We start from the raw sequence: 24306 nt of genomic DNA, 5'->3' as shown, positions 1-24306 counted from the left end.
GCATCCTCATCACCCCAGGAGAACCGTGAACGACCCCGAGAACATCGTCGTGCAACTGTGCGCGCAGGGTATGCAGGCCGAGACCGAAGGACGCGATGTCCGAGCACGGGACCTGTTCCTTCAAGCCTGGGAAGCGGCCGAGGACGACTACGAAGCCTGCATCGCCGCGCACTACCTCGCCCGGCACCAGCCGAACCCGGAGGAGACTCTGCGTTGGAACCAGGAGTGCCTGACCCGGGCCGACAGGGTCGGCGACGACCGTGTCCGCGGCTTCTACGCCTCACTTCACGGCAACATGGCCCGGGCCCACCGGGACCTCGGCCGAATCGAGCAGGCCCGCGAGCACTTCGAGTCCGCCGCCAGGCACATCGACGACGTGCCGGCCGGCCCCCATCGACAGTGGCTCCGCCACCGCATCGCCGCAGGACTGCGTGCCACCGCCCGGCCCGCACCACAGCAGCACGAAGACCCGGTCGGCGAACTCCTCACCACGCTCTGCGCACGCATGGACCTCGAAGCCCTGAGTCTGCTGCTGCCCCCGTACATGGGCAGCCTCGGCACACCCGACGACGAGGAACGCATCACCACCGCCCTGCGCATGCTCCACGCCGAGCGTCGCCTTCCCGACGAAGAGCAGGCCGCCCTCGGTCACGCGATCAGGATCCGGACGGCCGCGTGAGCGCCCCCGATCCTCGGTGACCCGCGCGACACGCACGCAGACCAGCGGCCGCCTTCCCGGGCGCCGACGAACCTTCGACGATCACGATGGGCCGCCGACCACGATGCCTTGATCGGTGTGGTCGGGCCGGGCGGCCTGCTCGATCTTCGCGCAGTGGGCCGCGCGGGCCTCCTCGTCGATCCGCTGCTCGTATTCGGGGCGCAACCCGGTCCGGCCGTCGAGGCCCTCGCGCAGGATATCGGCGTGCCCGGCATGCCGGATGGACTCGCCGAGGACATGAACCATGATGGCGAACAGGTTCGTGTGGGCATGGGCCTCCGGCCACCACGGCACGTGGCAGGAGGTGTCGAGGGCAAGCTCGTTGATCGTCGCGTCCGAGTGTTCCCACGTGCGCCGGTAGAACCCGACGATGTAATCGCGGGTCTCGCCCTCGGTCGCCCACAGATCGCTGCCGTCGGAGTCCTGCCACCGGGGCAGCGGTTCCGGGGAAGGACGGCCGAAGACCTCGCCGAAATATCTGGCTTCGACGGTGGCCACATGTTTGATCAGGCCGAGGAGGTTGGTCCCGGTTGCCGTCAAGGGTCGGCGGGCGTCGTATTCGGACAAGCCGTCGAGTTTCCAGAGCAGCGCCCGGCGGTCCCGCCGCAGTCTCCCGTGCAGGATGTCCTTCGCGAATTCATCGATCATGCGGCCTGAGCCTGTCATGGGCCGCTCGTGTCCGGTACCGCGATGTGGAAAACCCCGAACCCACCCTCGCCGCCTCGGATCTGCACGTGGTGATGTGCTGTGCGATGTGCACCGTTACCTGTACGCGGTGCTGAGCTGCGCCGTCAATGGGGGAGTCGAACCCCCGCGTTGCTCTTCACGCGCCAGGAGTGGGCCGGAAAACCGCCGTCCCTCGGTGTGTGCACGCCTCCGAAGCAACTACCTGCTCCACATCGTCCCGGGTCGCCGACCCGGTCAGTCCAGCAGATCGACTTCCCAGTTCGTACGCTGGATCCGCACATCGACCTCACGGATCTCCCGGGCCAACGCATCGGCCCGACCCCGCAGTTCCGCGACCGGAAGCGCGGAGAGCATCATCAACTCGGACCGAAGCTGCCGGCCGTACCCCCGCTCCCCTGTGCCCGCCGCCGCGTCCGCGGCCGCGGTGAGCACGGAGTGGCGCAGGCGCAGGACGTCCCGGCGCGCGAGGGCGTCCGTAAGGGTGCCGTCCGGGTCGATCTCCACGGTGGCATTGGTTCGGTTGATCCGACGGATCAACGTTTCGAGGGCGTCCAGGACCTCGTCGGCCTCGACCAACAGCCCGGCGGCGTCCTCGGCGGGCGTCTCCCCTTCCTGGTGCCGCGCACTTCCGACCACGCGCGCTCGCAGCTGCTCCACACGACGCTGCGCGTCCGCACGTTCTGCCAGTGCCTCGGCGAGTTTCACCGCCGCCACCTCCACTCCTCGGTGAGCTCGCACGAGTATAGGTGGAGGCCCGCTCATCCACGCCCGGCATTCGGTTCGAACTGCCGACGGTGATGTACGTGATGCGGGGAGGACCTGTTCCGCCGCCACGACTCATCGGTCACCGGGGGAGCGAATCTCCTCGCGCGAGAGTCGGCCTCGGTGTAGCTCGGTTGTTGTTCTGGTGGCCCTGTCCAGTGCTGCCGGGATGGGTGTGACGCCGAGGCCGGGGGCCGTGGGGACCGTCAGGTGGCCGTCCTGCAGGGTGAAGGGCTCTGTGATGTCGGTGGCGAAGTAGCGGTTCGAGGCCGAGACGTCTCCGGGGAGGGTGAAGTTCGGTAGTGCGGCCAGTGCCGCGTTGCCGGCTCGGCCCAGGCCGGTTTCGAGCATTCCGCCGCACCACACCGGGATGCCGGCGGCGGCGCAGAGGTCGTGGATGCGGCGGGCCTCCAGGTAGCCGCCGACGCGGCCGGGTTTGATGTTGACGATGTGGCAGGCGCCCAGCGCGATGGCGTCGGCGGCGGAGCGGGCCGAGACCACGGATTCGTCGAGGCAGATCGGGGTGCGCAGACCGCGTGCGAGGGCGGCGTGTCCGAGCAGGTCCTCCTCGTCGAGCGGTTGTTCGATCAGGAGGAGGTCGAAGGCGTCGAGGCGGGCGAGGTGTCGGGTGTCGGCACGGGTGTAGGCGGCGTTCGCGTCCACCTGTAGGAGGGTGTCGTCGCCGAAGCGTTCGCGGACGGCGCGGACCGGCACGATGTCCCAGCCGGGTTCGATCTTCAGTTTGATGCGTTGGTAGCCCTGCGCCAGGTAGGCCGCCACCGCGTCGATCAGTTCCGGTACGGAGTCCATGATGCCGACCGATACCCCGCTGGGGACGCGGTCCGCGACGGCGCCCAAGCCGGCCGCGAACGACAGGCCCTGGGACCGCAGTTCGGCGTCCAGGACCGCCATTTCGAGTGCGGCCTTCGCCATGCGATGCCCTTTGACCGCCGCGAGCAGCGGCCCCACCGTGTGGGCGGTCACGGTCTCGGCCGACAGCAGTCGGGGCACCAGGTGGCGCAGGAGGACGTCTTCGGCGCCCTCGACGTACTCCGAGGAATAGTCGGGGTCGGCCCCGGCGACGCACTCCCCCCATCCCTCGGCGTCCGGTGTGGACACCTGCACCACCAGCGCCGAGCGTTCGTATTCGGTGCCCAGGGACGTACGGAAGGGACTGACCAGCGGCAGCGAGATGCGTCGCAGGCGAACGCGCTCGATCCTCATCGTCCCTCGCCTCGGGTGAGTACGTAACCGCACGCCGCGCGGTCGAAGTCGACCAGCCGGGCGCCGTCGGCCAGCAGGGTGCCCAGGGATTCCCGCAGGGCCAGGCGCCAGTCACGGGCGACGGACGGCCGCCGAGTCCGGAGCAGGTCGATGTCGGGCGGTACGGCGACCAGGACCGTCTCCTCCCCCGCCCGCCGGGTCACCGGCCGGTCGCCGTCGATGTCGAGCACCGTTCGACGGGTCGACCCGACGGAAGCGGGAGCGGGCGCCGGTCCGCTGTCCTCGTCGCAGGCCGCCACGACCCTCTCGTCGCATAGGTCCCAGCGCAACATCAGCCGATCCGACTCGTCGGCGGCGTTGAGCCCGTCCGACAGGGGTCCGTAGTAGTCGGGCAGGTACGTGTCCGCCGTGCCGCCGAGTTTGTGGAGGTTGAAGTGGGCGTTGCGGGCGACGAGCGGGTCGAAGGTCCAGGTGATGTGATCGACGCCGTGTTCCAGGGCGTGCGCCCGCTGGTCCAGTTTGAGCGCGTAGCCGACGTCGCGTCCGCGGGCGGCGGCGTGGACGCCCGCGATGTGGCTGTGCATTCCGGGTCGGCCGGGCGGGCCCCACAGGCCGACGCACGCTCCGAGCAGCCGGTCGTCGCCGTCCGCCTCGTCGAACGCGCCCGCCACGTAACTCCCCGCGTCCGCCATCGCCTTGACGACGTCGCCGGCCAGCGGCGGGTGGTCCGGGTCGGTCCGCCACACCTCGCCGAGGAATCGGGCGCAGGCGTCACTGTCCGCCGTCGAATCCAACATCCGGATCCGCACGCCGGATTTCCTGCCGGCGCGCTGTGCGCTCGCTCGTGCCGTGGTTGCCGCAACACCGATGTCCATGACTCGCCATTATGCGCAACTAGCTTGCGTAGTAGGGGAATCGTGATCATCGTTAAGATCATCGTCGGGTGGATGCCAACTTCCGGTCACACCAATGATCCCTAACGCGACCTACGTTGGGGCCATGAACCTCGGTTGGCGGGGCCATCGGCATCCCGTCCTTCTCAGGCCCGATACTTCATTGGCGGACGCCGCCGTTCGCACGCTGACGGAAGTCGCCCGACGGCTGGGACGGGAACTGGCCCTCACCGCGACCACGATCGACCCGACCGCCGTCGCCATTCACACGCACGACGCGTCCGACGATACGGCCGGGCCGACCGTGCGGGTACGGATCGACCCGGCCGGTCGGCCGGCTGTGGAACTCCGATGTCCTCCCGGCGACGTGTGGGAGCGGGCCGCGGCGGCGGTCACCGAGATGCACGCCGAACTGCTGGGTACGGTGTTGGCCGATCCGGACCCGGGCCCGGACCTGCGTGAGGTCGCCGCGCTGTCCCCGGACACCGAGTCGGCGGTGCTCGGCCCGCTCGCGGGGGTACGGGTGGACCACGGCCCCTACCGCAGTGTCCCGGAACGGATTCTGGCCATCGGTCGGTCACTTCCCGATGCCGTGGCGGTGTACGCCGCCGACGGGACGCTGACCTACCGGCAGTTCGTCGCGCGGGCCGACGCGCTGGCCGCCCGGATCCGCGCCGCCGCACCGGGAACCGACGCATTGGTGCCCATCCTCGTCGCGGACGGCCTCGCCCTGCCCGTGTCGTGGGCCGCCGCGATGACGGCCGGGATCGGCTACGTACCGATCGACCCCCGTTGGCCCGCCGTGCGCATCGCGCACACCCTCGATCTGCTCGACGCGCCCGTGGTGTTGTGCACCGACCCGACCGCTGTGCCGGCCGCCCATCGAGACCGCGCGATCCGCGTCGAACTCGCGGATACCGAACCGCAGTTCACTCCCCCAGGCACGCCCGGACCGGCACCGCACGACGTCGTCTACGGGGTCTACACCTCCGGCACGACCGGAACACCCCAGTGCGCGGTCAACCTCCACGGCGGCCTCGCGAACCGACTCGCCTTCATGGACCGCTGGTTCGGTCCCCCGCCGGACCGCGAAGTGGTGCTGCAGAACACCCGGCACACCTTCGATTCGGCTTTCTGGCAGCTGTTCTGGCCGCTGACCACCGGCGGCGCGACCGTGGTTCCCACCGCCGGCGAACATCTCGACCTGCAGCACACCATCGAGCTCATCGACACCCACGCCGTGACCGTCACCGACTTCGTGCCGGCGGTGCTGGGCGCGCTGCTGACCCTGTTGGAGCGGCGTCCGGCGACGGTCGAACGGCTGCGCTCGTTGCGACACCTCGTGGTCGGTGGCGAGCAGATCAACCCGCAGGACGTGCAGGCTCTGCGGAAGATGTTGCCGGGGCTGCGCGTCAGCAACGCGTACGGGCCCTCGGAGGCGTCCATCGGGATGATCTTCCACGAGGTGACGACCGAGGACGGCGACGACATCCCGCTGGGACGGCCGATCGACAACTGCGTCGCCGTCGTCGTCGATGTCGACGGGCGGCCCCTGCCGCCCGGAGCGACCGGGGAGATCGTCATCGGCGGTGCCTGTGTGGGCGCCGGCTACCACGGCGAGCCGCATCGCACCGCGCAACGCTTCTTCGATTCCCTGACGTTCGGCCGGATGTACCGCACCGGTGACCTCGGGCACCTCGACGCCGATGGTCGTTTCCACTTCGCCGGACGCGTCGATCACCAGATCAAGGTCGGCGGGGTACGCGTCGAACCGGGCGAGATCGAGAACGTGGCCCTGGCCTGCAAGGGAGTTCGGCAGGCCGTCGCGCTGGTCACCGGGTCCGCCGAGAGCCGAGAGCGTGAGTTGTTGCTCGTCGTCACCGGAACGGCGGGCGAGGAGGCGGTGCTTGCCCATCTTCGGGCCAGGCTGCCGCGCGCCGGGATCCCACAACGCGTCGTGACCGTGGCGGAGATGCCCCTGACCGAGGCCGGGAAGATCGACCGGCGGCGCCTGGCCGTCCGGGTCGAACGGCCCGACTCGCCGCCCTCCGCCGTCGACGCCGATCCCGTGCTGACCATTCTCCGAACGGCCCTGCGACGACCGGACTTCACGGCCGACGACGACTTCTTCGCCGCGGGCGGAAACTCGCTGCGGGCGGTCGCCGTCGTGGTCGAGCTGAGCGACCGGTTCGGCACCGACATCGGCGTCCGGGACATGGTCGAGCATCCGACGGCGAGCGGCCTGCGTCGGCTGATCGCACGACGCGGGCACGAGCGTATACCGACCTCGGCCGACCTCGTCGCCGCCGACCTCGCCGACCTCGCCGACCTCGCGACGATCCCGGCACCTCGTCCCGCGCGACGAAGCCGGGCGGCGCGCACGGTGTTGCTCACCGGCGCGACGGGGTTCGTCGGTACCCGCCTACTGCACGAACTCCTCGAACACACCGACCTGACGGTGCTCTGCCTGACCCGCGGCGAAGACGATTCCCACGCGCGGCAGCGTCTCCTGGACGCCCTGTCCGCACAGGACCTGAGCCACGCCGGATACACCGGACGGATCACCGCGGTCGCCGGAGACCTGGCCCTCCCCGGCTTCGGGCTGACGAACACCCGCCTGCGCCGGCTCGCCGACGAGTGCGACCTGATCGTGCACGGCGGCGCCCTGGTCAACCTTCTGTACGACTACCGCATGCACCGCGAGCCGAACGTGCTGGGCACGGCGGAGCTGATCCGCCTCGCCCGGGACGCCGGCGGCATCCCCCTGCACTACATCTCGACGCTCGGCGTCCTGCACGACCACGCGCTGGCCGTCGGCCACCCGGTGCCCGAGGACGTGGACATCACCGCCGTGACCCCGCCGTCGAGCGGCTACAGCCTGTCGAAATGGGTGGCCGAGCGGCTCGTACACGCCGCCGACGACCTGCCCGTGACGGTGCTGCGCCTGGGCGAGGTGATGCCCGCCGTCGACGCCGCCGCCGTACCCAACCCGACCGCGCTCACCCATCTGCTGCTCACCGCCTTCGAGCGGCTGGGCGCGGTACCCCGCGCGACGATCCGGTCGGACTACAGCCCGCTGGACACGATCGCACGGGCCATCGTCGAAACGATCCTGGATCCGGCGATGCACGGGCGTGCCGCGCACCTGTTCAGCCCGGGCAGCGTGCACTTCGACGAACTGGCCGGCGCCCGCGCGGAGCGGGTTTCCTGCGCGCTCTTCCTGTCTCGGCTGCGCACCGCCGCGGCGGCCGGGGATCCCGAACTGGGCGCGCTGCTGGCCGTCTTCGAGCACCGCGCCGCCGGCCGCGGCGACGACGAGGCGGACCTCCGCGCAGTGCTCGAAGACCTTCTGCAGGACAACCCCGCCCTGTTCACCACATCGCACACCCGCCCGAAGGAGCCAGTCGGTGCATGACGAGGAGCGACCGATGGTCGTCAACGAGCAACAGACGCCGATGCGCCGGCGCACCATGGGACGGCTCGGCTGGAGGGTCGGCGAGGTCGGCTACGGCATGTGGGGAATCGGCGGCGGTCCGGGCGGATTCACCGGCTGGGACTACGACATCGCCCCGGACGCCCTCGATCTGGCCGTGGACATGGGCTGTACCTTCTTCGACACGGCCTGGGCCTACGGACGCGGCAAGTCCGAGGAACTGCTCGGCGAACTGCGCGAGCGCCGCCCCGACTCCGGGATCCGACTGGCCACCAAGGTTCCCCCGCTCAACCGCGAATGGCCCCCGCGCCCGCAGGACACCCTCGAGGACGTCTTCCCCCTCGATCACATCCTCGACTACACGCGACGCAGCCTGGACAACCTCGGCGTCGACAGGATCGACCTTCTCCAGCTCCACGTCTGGGAGGACCGCTGGGCCGCGGATCCCGCCTGGCAGAAGGCCGTCACGCTGCTCAAGGACCAGGATCTGATCGACGGGTTCGGCATCAGCGTCAACCGCTGGGAGCCGACGAACTGCTTCGCCGCGCTCGACACCGGGCTGGTCGACGCGATCCAGGTCATCTACAACGTCTTCGACCAGGCCCCCGAGGACGAGTTGTTCTCCCGCGCGATCGAGGAGGACATCGCGATCATCGCCCGGGTGCCCTTCGACGAGGGTTCGCTGACCGGGAACCTGAGCGCCGACACCGTGTTCCCGCCCGAGGACTGGCGGGCCGTCTACTTCGGACCGGAGAACCTGCCGCCCACCGTCGAACGTGTCGACGCGCTGCGCGGCCTCGTCCCCGCCGGCGAAACCCTGCCGGAACTGGCGCTGCGCTTCGCGCTGCACCACCCCGCCGTCTCCGTGGTCATCCCGGGCATGCGCCGCCCCGAGCACGTGCGCTCGAACCTGCGCGTGTCCGGATCGGCGCCGCTGCCGGCGGAGTTGCTGGAAGCCCTGCGCGCCCACCGCTGGGACCGGCAACCGACGCACTGGTCGATGTGAGCACCGAGGAGATCCGGGTGATCCGCACCCACGACATGTCGCCCGCCGGCGTCGACGGCGACGTCTGGTCGTCCCTGGCCGCGCAGGCCGCCCGGACGCCGCACGCGCCGGCACTGGCCGACGCGCACGGCGAACTGGACTACGCGACCCTGTTCGACCTGGTCGCCGAACTGGCGGACCGCCTGGCGGACGCGGGCGTACGACCGGGCGACCTCGTCGGGATCCGGCTGCCGCGCGGCCGGGACGCCATCGTGGCGATCCTGGCGGTGCTGCGCGCCGGGGCCGGGTACGTACCCCTCGACCCGGTCTATCCGGCGGCCCGCCTGGACCTGATGATCGAGGAGACCCGGCCGCGCGCGCTGATCACCACCGACGGTGTGCTGACGCTGGACGAGAGCGTGCGCCGACGGGATCCCGCGTACGTCATCTTCACCTCCGGTTCGACGGGTCGACCCAAGGGTGTCCTGGTCGGGCGTCGGCAACTCCGGGACTTCACGGCCGTGTTCGCCGATCGGTTCGGCTTCGCGGCGGGCGACCGGATTCTGCAGTTCGCGTCGTTGAGCTTCGATACCAGTGTCGAGGAGATCTTCTGCCCGCTGCTCCGGGGCGCCACCCTGGTCCTGCGCGACGACGACATGATCAGCGGGCCGGACCTGTTCTTCGAGCGTTGTGACGCGCTCGGGATCACCGTCCTGGACCTGCCGACCGCGTACTGGCACCAATTGGTCGAGGCACTGGATCGGGGCGAAACCAAGGTCCCGGCCGCCGTGCGGTGCGTGATCATCGGTGGCGAGACCGCGCGACCCGACGCGGTACGCCACTGGCAGGCCGCGGTGGGCGGCGCCGCGCGGCTGTTCAACACGTACGGCCCCACCGAGACCACCGTGGGCGCCACGGCCGCGGACGTGAGCGAGTGGTCGGGGGACGTGGTCCCGATCGGCCTCCCGCACCCGGGCGTGAACTGCCGGATCGGCGCCGACGACGAGCTGCTGATCGGCGGCATCGGCGTGGTCGACGGCTACCTGAACCGCCCCGAGTTGACCGCCGAGCGGTTCGTCACGACGCCGGGCCACGGCCGCGAATACCGCACCGGCGATCGTGTGCGTCGCTCCGCCGACGGGCAGTTGGAGTTCCTGGGGCGGCTCGACGACCAGGTGAAGATCCGGGGACACCGGGTGGAGCCGGCGGAGGTCGAGGCGACGCTGCGCACGCTCGACGACGTCACCGACGCGGTGGTCCTGGTCGACGAGCACACCGGCCGCGCCAAGCTGATCGGGCATGTCGTCACCGAGGCCACGACCGATCTGACGGCGGTACGGGCCGCGCTCGCCGCGTTGGTACCCGCCCATCTCGTCCCCGCCGCGCTGATCGGGCATCGCCGGTTTCCGCTGAATCCGCAGGGGAAGATCGACAAGGCGGCCCTCGCGGCGACGGTGCCCTCGCCGCGACAGGACGCTCCGGACGTCGCCGGCACGGCGGCCGAGCGGAGCGCGGGCGCGCTGATGGGCGAGATTCTCGGCGTCCCCGTGACGGGTGCGGCCGATGATTTCCTTGCCCTTGGTGGAGACTCCCTGGACGCCGTGCGGCTGATCGCGGCCCTGCGGTTGCGGCATGGGGCGGAGTTGACGCTCACCCGGTGGTACGCGGATCCGACCGTCGGCGCGCTCGCGGGGCTGATCGACGGTGCGAAGGGCGCGGCAGCCGAGCCTCCCGTCGCGACACTGGCCGAGGGGGTCGCGCACCGGCTGAGTCCGATGCAGCGCGACTACTGGATCGCCGAGCAGCTGTGTGCCGATCTGCCCGTGTACACGCTGGGAATTCGCTACCGCTGGGCAGAGCCGGTGGATGTCCCGGCATTGACCACCGCGCTCGCGGAACTGGCCCGCAGGCACCCGTTGTTGCGGGCACGCTTTCCCGACGACGGCACCGAGCCGAGCCTGGTCGTCACCCCCGCGGCGGAGATCCCGTTGACGCTGGGCGAGCCGGATCGGGCGGGCATCGACTTCCGGCACGGCCCGGTCGCACACGCCTTCCTGAACGGCGACATGCTCGTGGTGATCGTGCATCACCTCGCCTTCGACGGTTGGTCGGCGGGTGTGCTGGGGCAGGAACTCGCGGCCCTGTACCGGGCCGTGCGCGAAGGTGCGGATCCGATCACCGGCGCCGGGCTGCCGCCGGCCGCGCCCGCGCCCGATCTCGCCGCACGTGCCGCCGACGCGAAGGGCGACGCGGCACTCGTCTCGTACTGGCGGCAGCGGTTCGACGGCGCCGACCTCGACGCGGAACTGCCCACCGACCGCCCGCGCCCGGCCGCGCCCTCGTACGCCGCCGCCCGCATCAGCCGTCCCCTCGATCCCGACCTGCTGGACCGGCTGCGTACCTACGCCGGCGAACAGCGGGCGAGCCTGTTCATGGTGGTTTTGGCCGGGCTCCAGGTCGTGCTGCACCGGTACACCGGGCGCACCGACGTCACCGTGCTCGCACCGGTCGCCGGGCGGTCGACCGCCGAGTCGGCCTCGTTGATCGGGCCCGCGTTGAACGTGCTGCCGCTGCGCGGCGATGTGTCCGGCGATCCGTCGTTCGCCGAACTCGTCGCACGGGTACGGGACGCGGTTTTGCGCGACCTCGACCACGGGCGGCTCGCGCTGCCGGATCTGGTGGACGCGTTGGCGCGGCCCGGCGCGGCCAAGCGACTGAGCCCGGTGCTGCTGACCGTGCACAACACGCCGCCAACGAATGACGAACTCCTGTGTTACGCAGGCGAGTTGGCTCCGGCCGCGACCATGGTCGACCTCGCGATCGGGATCGACTTTCCCGCCGACGGCGCGGTGCTGAACGCGGACTATGCCGCCGAACTCTTCGACGGCGCACGCGTCGAGGCCGTCGTGGACCACTTGCTGACGCTGCTCGACGCGGCGATCGGTGAGACCGGGGGCGGCGCGGTGGGCGACGGGGCGCGCACGCCGGTCACCCGGCTGCCGATGCTCACCGACGACGAGCAGCGCCGCATCGTGGACGACTGGAACGACATCGTCGCCCCGATACCGGATGCCACCGCCGTACACCAGCTGTTCGAACGCCACGCCGCGGCCACGCCCGACGCGCCCGCGCTCACGGTCGGCGGCGACACCCTGGGCTACGGGGACCTGAACCGTCGGGCGAATCGGCTCGCTCGGAGACTGCGTCGGGAGGGGGTTCGGCCGGGCGACCGGGTGGCGATCAACCTGGATCGCGGCGTCGAACTCTTCACCGCGATGTGGGCGGTGCTCAAGTCGGGCGGCGCCTACGTGCCGTTGGATCCGGCGTACCCGAGCGACCGGCTGGAGTACATGCTGGCCGACAGCGGGGCGACGGTCGTGGTCGATCGGGACTACCTCGCCGAAGGGCTGCCCGAGGCGCTTCTCGAGGGGCTACCCGAGGACGACGGCGATCCACCCCTGTGCAACTCGGCCGACGATCCCGCCTATGTCATCTACACCTCGGGATCCACCGGCCGGCCCAAGGGAGTCGTGGTCACCCACGGCAACCTCGTGCACGCCGCCGGCATGTGGCGGCAGGCGTACCGGCTGCGGCCGGAGTGGACCTACCTGCAGGCGGCCAGCTTCTCCTTCGACATGTTCGTGGGCGAGACGCTCCGGGCCCATCTCAGCGGCGGTCGACTGGTGGTCGCCCCGCGCGAGACCCTGCTCGACCCGGCCGATCTCCACGCGCTGATGAAGTCCGAGCACGTCGCCTGCACCGAACTCGTACCCGCGGTGCTGCGCGCGCTCCTCGACCACACCGAACGCGGCGGGACGGACCTGTCGTTCGTCCGCCTGCTGATCGGCGGTGGCGAGAAGTGGCACGTCAAGGAGTACGCGCTGGCGAGACGCCTCGTCGGGCCGGGCAACCGCGTCGTCAATTCGTACGGCGTCACCGAGGCCACCGTCGACAACGTGCTCTTCGAGGGTTCGGTCGAACACCTCGCCGACGACGCGCCGTTGCCGATCGGACGGCCCTTCCCGAACAACCGGGTCTACGTCCTCGACGCGCACCGCCGCCCGGTTCCCGCGGGCGTGGTCGGCGAGTTGTATCTGGGTGGGCTCGGCGTCGTACCCGGCTACCACGACCGGCCCGAACTGACCGCCGAGCGATTCGTGTCGGATCCGTTCGTCGCCGCGCCCGGCGCCCGGATGTACCGCACCGGCGACTCGGCCCGGTTCCACCTCGACGGCACGGTCGACTTCCTCGGCAGGCTCGACGACCAGGTCAAGATCAACGGGTACCGGATCGAGCTCGGCGAGATCGAGGCCCGGCTCGGCACGCTGGAGCAGGTGGCGGCCTGCGCCGTGGCCGTGCACGCGTCGCCCGGCGGCATCGGTCGGCTCGTCGGCTACGTGGTGACCCGCGACGGGGTGGACGCCGACGAGGCCGCCTACCGCGAGACACTCGCCGCGGGTCTGCCCGCGCACATGGTTCCCACCCGGATCGTCACGCTGCCCGCGCTTCCGTCGACGCCGAACGGGAAACTGGACCGGCGCGCACTGCCCGCCCCGACCGGCGCCGGGCCCGAGTCCGCCGTGACGCTCGCGCGGACCGATACCGAGAAGCGGATCGCGGCGATCTGGGCGGAGGTTCTCGGGATTCCCGAACCCGGTATCGACGACGGCTTCTTCGACCTCGGCGGCGATTCCTTCTCGGCCCTGCGGGTCGTCCGGCGCGTCGAACCGGCGCCCAGTCTGGTCGAGTTCTACCGCTACGCCACCATCCGCCGCCTGGCCGCGCATCTCGACGCGCGGTCGGAGGCGGACCCGGCCGAACAGCGGCTGCTGCAACGGCTCACCGCCACGGACGCCGAACCGGCGACCGGCGGGCACACCGTCGTCGCGGTGCCCTACTCCGGGGGCAGCGCCGTCGCCTATCAGCCGCTCGCCGACGCGCTTCCGGCGAACTGGGCGCTGATGGCGGTGGAGTTGCCGGGCCACGACCGGTCCAGGCCGGACGAGGAGCTGGAGCCGATCGCCGTCGTCTCCGATCGCATCGTCGACGAAATGCGGGAGATCGAGGGCCCGGTCCTGCTGTACGGACACTGCCTCGGCGTCGCACTCACGGTGGAGGTGGCACGGCGCGCCGAGGCGGCGGGCGTAGTGCTGGCCGGGGTCGCGCTCGGGGCGGGATTCCCGACCGCCCGGCTGCCGGGACGGTTCTTCGACTGGATCTACCGGCACGTGCCGGTGGATCGTTTCACGTCCGATCGTGAATACCTGGCCTACCTCCGCGCGCGCGGCGGTTTCACCGACCTCGACGACGACGAGCAGGAGGCCTTCGTACTCCGCAACGTCCGGCACGACGCGCGCGACGCCGAGGAGTACTTCACGGCCGCGTACCGGCGGACGTACCGTCCGCTGCGGGCTCCGGTGATCACGGTCGTCGGCGCCCGGGACCGGGTCACCGAGCACTATCAGGAACGCCACCGGGAATGGCGGCACTTCACCGAGGGCGACCTGGGTCTGGTGGTGCTGCCGCGTGCGGGGCACTTCTTCCTCAAGAGCCATGCGGTACCGCTCGCGGAGGCTTTGGTGGCCGGGGTCGACTCCGGCGCGCGGCGGTCGACGGACTCGCCGAACACCGAGTCGACCGTGCGGCCGTCCACATCGCCGACCGTGCGGTTCCCCGCCGAGGTATCCGGCCCGACCGCGGGGACCGCGCCCGATCTGCGGAAGTTCGCGCTGGTCGCGCTGGGCCAACTCCTGTCGATGATGGGCAGCGGGCTGAGCACACTGGTGCTGAGCATCTGGGTGCTCGACCGCACCGGCTCGCTCACCTCCTTCGCGGTGGTGAGCGCGATCGGGCTGCTCCCCGGCATCCTCGTGGGGCCGGTCGCCGGGGCCGTCGCCGACCGGTGGGATCGCCGCAAGGTGATGCTGGCGAGCGACACCACCGCCGGGCTCTCGATGGCGGCCCTGGTCGTCCTGATGCACGGCGACGGCCTGTACCTGTGGCACGTCTACCTGGTGGTGTCGGTGACGTCGGTGGCCGGGGCGTTCCAACGACCGGCCTACCTCGCGGCGGTCGCGCAGCTCGTGCCCAAGCGCTACCTCGGCCACGCCGCCGGGATCGGGCAACTCGGCGTCGGCGTCGGGCTGGTGTTCTCACCCATGCTCGGTGCCGCGCTGATCGACCCGATCGGCATCGACGGCGTGCTCCTCGTCGACACGGGCACCTTCGCGATCGGGGCGCTCACACTGCTTCTCGTGCGCTTCCCGAACCTCATGTTCCGGGTACGCGAGGAGACCTTCGGCGCGGAGATCCGCAACGGCTGGCGCTACATCACCCGTCGGCCCGGCCTGCGCGCGGCACTTCGGTTCTTCGTCGTCGACCACGTCTTCTACACCCTGGGTTTCGCCGTCATCACGCCGATGTTGCTGGCCGAGCAGTCGGATTCGGTGTTGGGTCTGGCGCTGGGCGCCGGCGGTGTCGGCGGGATCGTCGGCAGCGTCCTGATGGGCCTGTGGGGCGGTACCGCCCGGCGCAGTCACGGCATGCTCATCGCGATGGGCATCGGCAGTTTCGCGATGATCCTGGTCGGGATCTCCACCGTCCCGGCCCTGATCGTCGCCGGGATGTTCCTCGTGGGGTTCGGCGAATCCCTCGCCGAAGGCCATTGGATCGCGATCGTGCAGAGCAAGGTCGGGTTCGAACTGCAGGGCCGTGTCCTTTCCCTGTTCATCACCCTGATGATGCTGACGATGCCGCTGGGCTACCTCGTGGTCGGGCCCCTGGCCGAACGGTTCGTCCAACCACTGCTCGAATCCGAGGGCCCGGGACGGGGCCTGGCCCTGCTGATCGTCCTGAGCGGTGTCCTGCAACTGGCCTGGGCCGTGCGCGGGTGGTTCGACGACCGGCTGCGGCTGATCGAGGACGAACTGCCCGACGCCATACCGCCCGCCGAGATCGGCACGCGCGACGACCTGCAGCGCGAAGCCGACGAACTGCTCTCCGCCCGCACCCGGTGAAGGAACACCCCCTTGTTGCCTCCGATTTCCGTCGCGCCGCCCACCGATCCGTACCTGACCCCCCTGATCGTCGCCGACGGCGTGCTGCCGGGCGTCCGCGTCCTCCTCAAGGACGAGTCCCGTTACGCCTCCGGCAGTCACAAGGAACCCGCCGCCCGCGCGGTCGTGGCGCGGGCCGTCGCCGAGGGACACGACCGGATCGTCGTGGGCTCGTGCGGCAGTTACGGGCGGGCGATGGCGACGGCGTGCGCGGCGGCGGGCCTGCGGTCGACCGTGGTGCTGCCCGCGGGATGGGGCGACGGGGGCGCCGCCGTCGCCAACGCCGGGGCGGACATCCGTTTCGTCCGCGGCGGTTACGAGGACGCCGTCGACGAATCCCATCGGCTGGCCGTCGAGTCGGGGGCACTGGACGGCAACGTCGACGGCCCCTGCACGGACGCGATCCTGGCGGGGCACGGACATGTCGTCCGGGTTCTGCACCGTGAACTGGGCGGCGCTCCGGCCGCTCTGTGGATCCCGGTCGGCAACGGTACGACGATCGTCGCCGCCCACCGCCAAGCCCGCCTCCTGGCCTGGCCGGTGGCCCTCCACGCCGTCGGCTCCCCCGGCAACAACCCGATCGTGACGAGTTGGCCGGGCCCGTACCGCACGCTGTCGAGCGACGAGGTGGTCACGACGGAACACAACGAGCCGCTGGTCAACCGGCACGCCCTGCACGGTCCCGAGGCCCTGACCGCGATAGCCGCCTCGGGCGGCGCGGCCCACGCCGCGAGCGACGACGCCCTGCTCGCCGCCCGGGCCGTACTGGCCCGCCACGGGGTACACCCCACCGCGGCGGGCGCGGCCGGCCTCGCCGGCCTGCTGGCCCACGCCGAGACCACCGAGGTCGCCGGAGACCAGATCGTCCTGGTAACCGGCCGCTGAGATCGCGCTGCGACCCGGGTGTCCCGTCCCTTCCGCCCCCGCCCCCGCCCCCGTGCAGTGGGGGCGGGGGCGGAACGGACGATGAGCGGTCAGGCGGCGACCAAGCCCGTCTTGTGGGCGTCGGTGTTGGGGAACTTGAAGTAGAAGTAGGCCCCGTTCTCGAAGTCCGTGCCCAGCACGGTCCACTTGCCGGTCTTGACCGTGACCTCGCCCTTGCAGACCTCCTTGCCCGGGTCCCGGTTCTTCAGGTAGCAGAGCCGAATCACGGTGTTCTGGTCCGGCTTGACCTGGATATCCGCGCAGCGGTTGGTCGTCACGTAGTAGCCGGACCCCGTGGGGGCGTACCCCCAGCCGGACGGCTTGTCGTACTTCCACGCACCACCGATACACGAGGTGGCGGCGGCGGAGGCACCCCCCGCCGACTCGGCCGACGCGGCGGACGCCGAGGAGGCCATGACGAGGGGCGTGCCGAGAAGGGTGACGGCGGCGGCCGTGGTGAACAACTTCCTGCGAACGGACATGACGTTCTCCCTTGTCGAGTCGATGATGTGACGCGTCCTCGGGACGCGGCGGGTCGGGCATGCCGTCCGTGTGAATTCGAGGTACCGGTTCCGGTGGCCACCGGACCGACATCCCCACGGTCGGCCGTGTGACGTCACGCAACCGATCCTAGAAATCCGCCCACCCGGGCACGTCAACCCGACGTTCGAACCCGTCCTCGAACCAACGCGGCAGCCACCCTCACCCCCACCGCACACCAGAGGTCGACCCACCTCGAACCAACGCGGTAGCCCCACTCGATCCGAGTACCCGGGCACGGGGTTTCGGCGGGTGGGCCGGCGGAGGGCAATCGGTGCCCTCTACGCGGTGAACGGCGCCGGCCCCGCCGCGGTCGCCGGGTCGAAGGCGTCCGCATGGGAACCGGACGTCTCGTACGGCGGATGTGGCGGGGCCGGGCTCAGGCGGGTCCGACAGCGGATCGCGCCTGATCGAAACCATGCTCCGTTACGACAGGTTGTGAAACGGAGCCGAACTTTCTACAGGCCCTGGGCTCAGAAGCTACCGGCGGGCACGGTCCAGACCATGTTGCCCGTGCGAGCGCAGGGTTCGATGTCGAGTCGGGTGCCGTTGGTCGCGTTGCCGTTGGGAACGTTGATGCAGAGGCTGGACGCGGGGTTGTACAGGCGATCGAAGTTGAGGCGACGCCACTCCTGGTTGGCACCGCCGGTGCAGTCCCGGATGGTCAGTTCGGTCCTGACGCCCAGGTCGCCGCCGTCGAGACATTTGGCCTTGGCCACGATGGTGCCGTTGGTGATGGTCCACTGTTGGGCCGCGGAGCCGGGGCTGCAGTCGTTGAGCCGTACAGGGGTGCCGTCGGTGGCTCCGGCGACGTCCATGCACTTGCCGCTGACCCAGTGCACGATCGGACCGGTGCCGGCGAGCGAGCCGGTCCCGCCCGTCGGAGTCGATCCGACCGCGGAGGCCGTTGCGCCGGAAAGTACCAGGGCCGCGAGGGAAGTCGCGCAAACCGCTGCCGTGGTGACGAACTTGCTGGCTTTGCTCATTTCCGCCTCTTGATGGTGGTTCGGTTCTCGGTACGGGCCGTCGTGGCGACCGAGGGCACACCGTGGGCGTTGTTCGAGTACGCGATGTGGTCCTGCCCGTCCGGCGCGAACCGGGCCCGACCAAGCCGCATTTCCCTCACCCACCGGCGGATGCCGGACACACGGAGCTTGCCTCCCACGGGTTCGTCGACGGCCTCTGGCACCGTAAGCGGATCCGAATCACCGTCACCAGAAGAGTTCAGGACAATCCCCACGCCACGGGAACCTCCCATATCACCGGAACATCGACACGATTCCTGCCCGTGCCCCTGCGGTGCGTGCGGTGGGCAGGTGTACTCGGGCTTCCCCCCGGGTCCACCGCACCCATGACGATCCCGCCAGCCGTCCGCTGCCTCGGCCCCGACGACGACCCGAGATCTCCTCCCTCCCGGTCGACGTCGCCCCCGCTCAGGCTTGGGTGACCCCCGCGTCGGCGGCGACCACGAGCCGGGCGTCGTGCTCGTCGCGGCAGTTCGTCCCGCGACCGGTCGTTCGCGGTGTCACGGTCAGGCGCGAGTCGCGGGTGGCGTCGGGTGACACCGTGCTCACCCGCACGGTGGCCTCCATCGGCTCCGCCGTCAGGTCCACGTCGAGGATCCTCCCGACCCGGGCGGAGCCGTCCCGGGCGGGCGGCAGGGTCACCCGGGGCTCCTGGCAGGATCCGGCCCGACACAACCGGATCCGGATGTCGGTGACCCGATCGGCCAGTTCGGGCGCGATGTCGATGGTCACGGGCACCCGCCAGTCGGCGGTACACACGGATTCGGAGGCGGACGTGCAGCCCCCGAGGACGATCGCCATGCCGAAGGCGACCACGGCTCGTAACGACGTGGAGTGCACCATTCCTACCTCTCATGTGACCTGGGCCGCACCGCGGCATCGTCGGGCCCGTTGATCCTGGCAGCGCGCGTCCGAGGTCGTCGCGCCGGGGCGGGTCGTCGGGGACGGTGGGTCGTCGGGGACGGTGGGTCGCGGGCTTCGAAAAAAGTTCGGTGGGAGTGGGAACCCCGCGGGGCCTCGGGCGTCTGGATGGCTGTCGCCGGATGGTGGCGGCCTCGGCTCCGAGTGTTCATGGCACGGGGATCCGGGTGGTTGATGGCCCTTGAGGAGAATGGTGACTATTCGTTCGCCGCGTGTTTCGGGTTCCGTGATCGGCTCCCCGCCGGGTGGTCGTCGGGGTCGGGTTCGGGTCGGTCCGGTGTTCGGGGCCGGGTTGCTGGCGGCGGCCATCGCTGTGGTGTCGGCGCAGGGGGTGGCCGTGGCCGACCAGGGCGCGGCGCGTGGGTCGGACGGGCGGGTTCCGCCGGCCGCCGCCCCGCCCACCGTCGCGCCGCCGGTGACCAGGGCGCCCGGCGCCGTGCCGCCCGGCTCTCCGCCCGGGGACGAGCGGTCGACCGTCGCCCCGACGCCGTCGAGGGCACCCTCGGGTGGGCGCACAGGTGTGCCGAGCGCCCCGTCGGCCGCCCCGGCGACGGTGCCGCCTCGGCTCGCGGAAACCGGGGGTGACGACAAGACCGCCTGGTACATCGGCGGGGCCGGCGGCCTGCTGCTGCTCGGTGGTGGGGCCGTGGTGGCCGGCAGGCGGCGCGGGCGGACCGTGGCCTGATCGGCGCGGGAACCGGTCGGTGCGCCGGGGATGTCGTTGTCCCCGGTACACCGGCCGGGCACCCGCCGCGGTGCCGAAAACGGCGCCGGTGGTTCATCGCTTCGCGTCCGAGGAGTTCACGGCCATCCAGGAATCCCACATCAGGGTCCGATACGACCCGACCCCGCCCCCTCGGGTGCCGCCCGCCGAGGCCACGTCGCCGCGGCGGCGGGCGTTCGGGCTGTTCCGGCGCCGGGCCCGGGAGGCGGGCGAGCCGCCGCCAACCATGACGCAGCTCTATCACGCGCATCGGATCCGGTTGGTTCGCCTGGCCACGTTGTTGGTGGACGACCAGGAGACGGCGGAGGACGTCGTCCAGGAGGCGTTCACCGCCGCGTTTCGACGGTACGGCGCGCGGCTGGGCGAGTTGGACGACCCGCCCGCGTATCTGCGGCGTTGTGTGGTCAACGGCGCGCGATCGGTGTTGCGCCGGCGGCGTACGGCCCGGGCCTGGGTGCCGCCGGTGCTGCCGCCGGCGGCCTCGCCCGAGGACGACGCGCTGCGCGCGGAGCGGGATCGGCGACTGCGGCAGGCGCTGAGGCAACTCACCCGGCGCCAGCGCGAGGTGCTGGTGTTGCGCTACTGGGAGAACCTGAGCGAGAGCGAGATCGCCGGCACGCTGGGCATACCGTCCGGCACCGTGAAATCCACCGCGAGTCGCGGGCTGACCGCGCTGCATCGGCTGCTGAGGGAGGAGGACACGTGAACCGACGCCGTGACCGTGGCGAACCCCTGCGCTCGGGGACGCCGGAGCACGCGGCTCTGGAGACGGAGTTGCGGGACTGGATGGGTCGACGGGCCGACGCGGTGACACCGGCGACGCTCCGTGCGCGCGAGGTACCGCTGCCGGCCGCGCCGGTGCGTCGGCTGCGTGTTCCGCTGCGGCCGGCGGCGCTGGTGGGGGCGATCGTGGTGGCCGCGGCGGGTTGGATGGTGTTCGGGTCGACCTCGACGCCGGACGGGCCGCGCCCGGTGACCGTACCGCCGGCCGTACCCGCGCCGCCCACCGGTGCGCCGGTCGAGAGTGCGCCGAGCACCGGCGCGCCGACCCCGTCCACGGCCGGCACGGCGCCGCCGAGAGCGACCGGGTCGGACTCCCCGACGGCCCCGGAGACGATCCCCGGGCCCGACTCGGGCGGACGCCGCACCGCTCCCCCGGAGAACCAACCCCCACGCACCGCACCGCCCTCCGTCCCCGCGGGCGGTCGGCGTACCGGCTGAACCGTGCGATCGGTGAACATGACGAGGTCGCCGGCTCCCGGACGGCGACCTCGCCCGTTCCGCGCGGTGCCGCCCGGCCGGGCGGCACCGCGCCGTCCGTCAGGCGAAGGCCGTCGTCCAGTCGACCGTGACACCGTGTACGTACGCCTCGGCCAGCGCGGCCAGGAACCGGCCCATCCCGCCGTCCTCGTTGCGGAGCGTGGCCAGCAACACGGCCGGGCGGCCCAGCGCTTCGGCGGTGTCCTGGATCCCGACCGAGAGCACCGGTTGCGCGCTGCACTCGACGAAGAGCGTGTGGCCGTCGGCGACCAACGTGCGGACCGCGTCGTCGAAGCGCACCGTTTGGCGCAGGTTGCGGTACCAGTACTCGGCGGTCAACTCGTCGGTCTCCACGCGCCGTCCGGTCACCGTCGAGTAGAACGGCACGTCGCCGCGGGCCGGTTCGATCCCGGCCGCCAGAGCGAGCAGCGTCTCGCGCAGATCCTCCACGTGCGGGGAGTGTGCCGCGAAGTCCACGCCGGGAACTCGCCAGCGCATCATCCGGGCCGCGGACAGCGCGGCGCCGAACTCCTTCATCGCCGCCACGTCGCCCGAGACCGTCATGGTCGCCGGGCCGTTCACCGCGGCGACCGCCAACACGCCGTCCCAGTCGGCCAGCATCGTCCGCACACGGTCGTTGGGGGCGAGTACGGTCAACATCTCGCCGCGGCCCCGAATCGCGGTCAGGGCCCGGCTGCGCAACGCCACGATCCGCGCCGCGTCCGCCAGGGACAACGCGCCGGCGATGTGCGCGGACACGATCTCGCCCTGGGAGTGGCCGACCGTCGCGGCCGGTCGCACCCCGAAGCGGCGCCACAGGCGGGCCAGCGACACCATCATCGAGAACAGCACGGGTTGTACGACGTCCACCCGGTCCAGCGGCGGGGTGTCCGGGGCGCCGCGCAGTACGTCCTCCAGAGACCAGTCCACGTGCGGCGCCAGTGCCTCGGCGCAGGCTCGGATCCCGCGGGCGAACTCGGGGCAGGTGTCCAGGAGTTCCACCGCCATGCCGACCCACTGGGTGCCCTGGCCGGGGAAGACGAACACCGGCCGGGAATCCGCCTGGGCCTGCCGGGTCGCCTGCCCGGTGAACACGTTCGCCGCGGCCCGTTCGTCGACGAGCGCCCGTATCCCGGCGACCAGTTCGCTGCGGTCGTCGCCCAGCACGACGGCCCGGTGCTCGTGGGTCGCGCCGGCCGCCACCAGGGATCGACCGACCTCGGCGACATCGGTGACGACGTCGCGTGCCGCGTCGGATTCCAGTCTGGACAGCAGGCGGGCGGCCTGGCCGCGCAGGCCCGCCGCGCTGCGCCCGGACAACACCCACGGCACGGTGCCGGCCGCGGCACCGATACGAACGTCTTGAATGGCCGGCTTGCTCACGAGCACTCCTCGTCGGTGCCGAACGGTGGACCGTGCGTGCTTCGCAAGATATCCGCGACGCCGCGTCTTCGGCCCATCGTGCGGTAATCGGGCCGTCCCGGCGCGATTACCGACGGATTACCGAACGTGCCCGAAATCGTGGAAGGCTGCCGAGCCCCAGCCGCGCCGGCTTTCCAGTACGGAGGCTATCCGTGTCGGGCAATCCGATATCGCAGGCGACTAATCCTGCGCAGACATCCGCGTACACATCCGCGCTCTCACTCGTGCACACATCCGCACGCTCCCTCGTGCACTCACCTGCGCACTCCCTCGCGCACACACCGAAGCACACTCCGAAGCCCATCGCGAAGCGCACCGCGACGCACGCGTCGGAGCAGACACCGGTGTGCCCGCCGACCGCATCCGCCCATTCCCGGTCCGGTCCCCCGCACTTCGGGAAAACGATTGTGTATCGACCGGTCGTCCGACTTCGACCCGCGACACCGACATGGTGACCCGGGAGACCGGCTCGAACACCGCCGGCCGGACGAACGAGTTCACGGATCCCGAACCCTCCCGACTGCCGTCGTTGACGGGACTGCGTTTCGTGGCGGCCCTGCTGGTCTTCACCACGCATGTCCTCTGGTACACACCCCAGTTGGTCCCGGGCGAGACCGGGAACCACCTCCGCGAGACGTTCGCCCTGGCGGGCTCGTACGGCGTCGGCTTCTTCTTCATCCTCAGCGGCTTCGTACTGACCTGGACCGCGAGTGCGGGCGACACGACCCGGTCGTTCTGGCGCCGCCGCATGGTCAAGATCGGCCCGATGCACCTGGTCACCTTCGGGCTGGCCGCCCTGCTCGTGCTGCACACGGATCGGCCGACCCGCATGGTCGACTGGTTCGGCGCCCTGAGCATGCAGCAGGCGTGGATTCCGGACATCCGGTCCGTATCGGCGGTCAACGGGGTCACCTGGTCGCTGTGTTGCGAGTTCTTCTTCTACCTCGCCTTCCCGCTCCTGTATCCCCTCCTGCGCCGCATCCGCGAGGCGTGGTTGTGGCCGGCGCTGGCCACCGTACTCGCGCTGATCGTGGGGGCGTTCCTGGTCGCCACCTTCGTGGTGAACGACCAACCGCGCCTCGCGGCCTTCGCCGTCTCCGGTGAAGTGTCGTTCGACCAGGTGTGGTTCGTGTACTTCTTCCCGCCCGTGCGCGCGCTCGAATTCGTCCTGGGCATCCTGCTGGCCCGGATCGTGGCCGCGGGGCGGTGGCCGAATATCGGCCTCGTGCCGGCGTTCGCGATCGCCGTCGCCGGCTATGTGCTCGTCCGCTACGAACCGTACCTGGCGGGCACCGCAGGGGTCGCGACGGTGTGGACCGCGCCCCTGATCGCCTCCGCCGCGGTCGCCGACCGCCGGCGCACCGCCTCGGTGTTCCGCAGGCCGACGATGATCCTCCTGGGCGAACTCTCCTTCGCCTTCTACATGGTCCACTGGATCGTCATCGGCGCGGCCGCCGACTGGATCGGGCCCACCCGTACGTTCTCCTCGACCACCGGCGCGCTGCTGATCGTCCCCCTGTTCCTGGCGGCGCTCGCGTGTTCCTTCGTCCTCTATCGCTTCGTGGAGATGCCGCTCGTGCGGCGCTTCGGGCGGCACCGGGCGAATTCCGTCAAGGCCGCCGGATTCTCCTCCCGAGTGACAACACCCCTGAGTACGGACGGCCTCGGCGTGACGAAATAGCAAACGCCCCGCCTTCCTTTCGATCCGAACAACCGTTGTTTCCCGGGTTCCG

The 24306-nt window shown here is 71.0% G+C and carries 17 protein-coding genes; 9 read left to right on the top strand and 8 right to left on the bottom strand.

The window, feature by feature from the left end; genetic code table 11:
• Positions 1 to 25 precede the first annotated feature (25 nt).
• Positions 26 to 679, top strand: a complete 654-nt coding sequence (locus tag EMA17_RS31030) for a hypothetical protein (RefSeq protein WP_246127010.1) — start codon at positions 26 to 28, stop codon at positions 677 to 679.
• Between the two features lie 81 nt (positions 680 to 760).
• Here the strand turns inward: EMA17_RS31030 and EMA17_RS31025 are convergent, their stop codons facing one another.
• The 4 genes from EMA17_RS31025 to EMA17_RS31010 form a co-directional block, all read right to left on the bottom strand.
• Positions 761 to 1366 (bottom strand): DinB family protein, encoded by a 606-nt coding sequence (locus EMA17_RS31025; protein WP_126640465.1) that lies wholly within the window; start codon positions 1364 to 1366, stop codon positions 761 to 763.
• Between the two features lie 273 nt (positions 1367 to 1639).
• On the bottom strand, positions 1640 to 2110 hold the full coding sequence (locus tag EMA17_RS31020) for a DIP1984 family protein (protein ID WP_126640520.1): 471 nt from the start codon (positions 2108 to 2110) through the stop codon (positions 1640 to 1642).
• Between the two features lie 132 nt (positions 2111 to 2242).
• Positions 2243 to 3391, bottom strand: a complete 1149-nt coding sequence (menC, locus tag EMA17_RS31015; RefSeq protein ID WP_218043110.1) for an o-succinylbenzoate synthase — start codon at positions 3389 to 3391, stop codon at positions 2243 to 2245.
• Positions 3388 to 4266 (bottom strand): hypothetical protein, encoded by an 879-nt coding sequence (locus EMA17_RS31010; protein ID WP_246127009.1) that lies wholly within the window; start codon positions 4264 to 4266, stop codon positions 3388 to 3390. Before EMA17_RS31010 ends, menC begins: the two co-directional genes overlap by 4 nt.
• Positions 4267 to 4390: 124 nt before the next feature.
• On the opposite strand from EMA17_RS31010, the gene EMA17_RS31005 reads away from it, so the two are divergent.
• Genes EMA17_RS31005 through EMA17_RS30990 form a run of 4 tightly spaced genes read left to right on the top strand, consistent with a single transcriptional unit; the run spans position 4391 to position 16642 of the window.
• Positions 4391 to 7699 (top strand): non-ribosomal peptide synthetase, encoded by a 3309-nt coding sequence (locus EMA17_RS31005; RefSeq protein WP_126640464.1) that lies wholly within the window; start codon positions 4391 to 4393, stop codon positions 7697 to 7699.
• Positions 7692 to 8723 carry an aldo/keto reductase gene (locus EMA17_RS31000; protein ID WP_246127008.1) on the top strand — a complete coding sequence of 344 codons (1032 nt, stop codon included), beginning with the start codon at positions 7692 to 7694 and terminating at the stop codon, positions 8721 to 8723. The genes EMA17_RS31005 and EMA17_RS31000 overlap by 8 nt, the downstream gene beginning before the upstream one ends.
• Entirely contained in the window at positions 8720 to 15718 is a 6999-nt protein-coding gene (locus tag EMA17_RS30995; protein ID WP_126640463.1) for a non-ribosomal peptide synthetase/MFS transporter, read from the top strand. Before EMA17_RS31000 ends, EMA17_RS30995 begins: the two co-directional genes overlap by 4 nt.
• A 12-nt stretch (positions 15719 to 15730) precedes the next feature.
• Positions 15731 to 16642 (top strand): pyridoxal-phosphate dependent enzyme, encoded by a 912-nt coding sequence (locus EMA17_RS30990; protein ID WP_246127007.1) that lies wholly within the window; start codon positions 15731 to 15733, stop codon positions 16640 to 16642.
• Between the two features lie 89 nt (positions 16643 to 16731).
• Here the strand turns inward: EMA17_RS30990 and EMA17_RS30985 are convergent, their stop codons facing one another.
• The 3 genes from EMA17_RS30985 to EMA17_RS30975 all read right to left on the bottom strand — a co-directional run bounded on the left by EMA17_RS30985 (position 16732) and on the right by EMA17_RS30975 (position 19089).
• Positions 16732 to 17163 carry a hypothetical protein gene (locus EMA17_RS30985; RefSeq protein WP_126640462.1) on the bottom strand — a complete coding sequence of 144 codons (432 nt, stop codon included), beginning with the start codon at positions 17161 to 17163 and terminating at the stop codon, positions 16732 to 16734.
• A gap of 531 nt (positions 17164 to 17694) precedes the next feature.
• Entirely contained in the window at positions 17695 to 18207 is a 513-nt protein-coding gene (locus EMA17_RS30980) for an RICIN domain-containing protein (RefSeq protein ID WP_126640461.1), read from the bottom strand.
• Between the two features lie 447 nt (positions 18208 to 18654).
• Positions 18655 to 19089, bottom strand: coding sequence for a hypothetical protein (locus EMA17_RS30975; protein ID WP_126640460.1), 435 nt, complete (start codon positions 19087 to 19089; stop codon positions 18655 to 18657).
• 355 nt (positions 19090 to 19444) lie between these two features.
• Here EMA17_RS30975 and EMA17_RS30970 point away from each other — a divergent pair, with 355 nt between their 5' ends.
• The 3 genes from EMA17_RS30970 (at position 19445) to EMA17_RS30960 (ending at position 21112) form a co-directional block, all read left to right on the top strand.
• Positions 19445 to 19852 (top strand): LAETG motif-containing sortase-dependent surface protein, encoded by a 408-nt coding sequence (locus tag EMA17_RS30970; RefSeq protein ID WP_160161627.1) that lies wholly within the window; start codon positions 19445 to 19447, stop codon positions 19850 to 19852.
• 88 nt (positions 19853 to 19940) lie between these two features.
• Positions 19941 to 20597 (top strand): SigE family RNA polymerase sigma factor, encoded by a 657-nt coding sequence (locus EMA17_RS30965; protein WP_307721572.1) that lies wholly within the window; start codon positions 19941 to 19943, stop codon positions 20595 to 20597.
• Positions 20594 to 21112, top strand: coding sequence for a hypothetical protein (locus tag EMA17_RS30960; protein WP_126640458.1), 519 nt, complete (start codon positions 20594 to 20596; stop codon positions 21110 to 21112). Before EMA17_RS30965 ends, EMA17_RS30960 begins: the two co-directional genes overlap by 4 nt.
• Positions 21113 to 21211: 99 nt before the next feature.
• On the opposite strand, the gene EMA17_RS30955 is transcribed toward EMA17_RS30960, so the two are convergent.
• A complete protein-coding gene (locus tag EMA17_RS30955; RefSeq protein ID WP_126640457.1) occupies positions 21212 to 22534 on the bottom strand; it encodes an acyltransferase domain-containing protein in 1323 nt (440 codons plus the stop codon).
• 487 nt (positions 22535 to 23021) lie between these two features.
• On the opposite strand from EMA17_RS30955, the gene EMA17_RS30950 reads away from it, so the two are divergent.
• Positions 23022 to 24254, top strand: a complete 1233-nt coding sequence (locus tag EMA17_RS30950; RefSeq protein ID WP_126640456.1) for an acyltransferase family protein — start codon at positions 23022 to 23024, stop codon at positions 24252 to 24254.
• Positions 24255 to 24306 lie beyond the last annotated feature (52 nt).

The organism is Embleya hyalina, assembly GCF_003967355.1.
In the GTDB taxonomy this organism is placed as follows: Bacteria; Actinomycetota; Actinomycetes; order Streptomycetales; family Streptomycetaceae; genus Embleya; species Embleya hyalina.
Note: the sequence above shows the minus strand (reverse complement) of the source record. Positions and strands in the feature narration are given on the sequence as shown.

Coding starts and splice junctions, on each gene's coding strand:
- EMA17_RS31025 (WP_126640465.1), bottom strand. CDS start 1,366: ATGATCGATGAATTCGCGAAGGACATCCTGCACGGGAGACTGCGGCGG.
- menC (WP_218043110.1), bottom strand. CDS start 3,391: ATGAGGATCGAGCGCGTTCGCCTGCGACGCATCTCGCTGCCGCTGGTC.
- EMA17_RS31010 (WP_246127009.1), bottom strand. CDS start 4,266: ATGGACATCGGTGTTGCGGCAACCACGGCACGAGCGAGCGCACAGCGC.
- EMA17_RS31005 (WP_126640464.1), top strand. CDS start 4,391: ATGAACCTCGGTTGGCGGGGCCATCGGCATCCCGTCCTTCTCAGGCCC.
- EMA17_RS30985 (WP_126640462.1), bottom strand. CDS start 17,163: ATGTCCGTTCGCAGGAAGTTGTTCACCACGGCCGCCGCCGTCACCCTT.
- EMA17_RS30980 (WP_126640461.1), bottom strand. CDS start 18,207: ATGAGCAAAGCCAGCAAGTTCGTCACCACGGCAGCGGTTTGCGCGACT.
- EMA17_RS30975 (WP_126640460.1), bottom strand. CDS start 19,089: ATGGTGCACTCCACGTCGTTACGAGCCGTGGTCGCCTTCGGCATGGCG.
- EMA17_RS30950 (WP_126640456.1), top strand. CDS start 23,022: ATGGTGACCCGGGAGACCGGCTCGAACACCGCCGGCCGGACGAACGAG.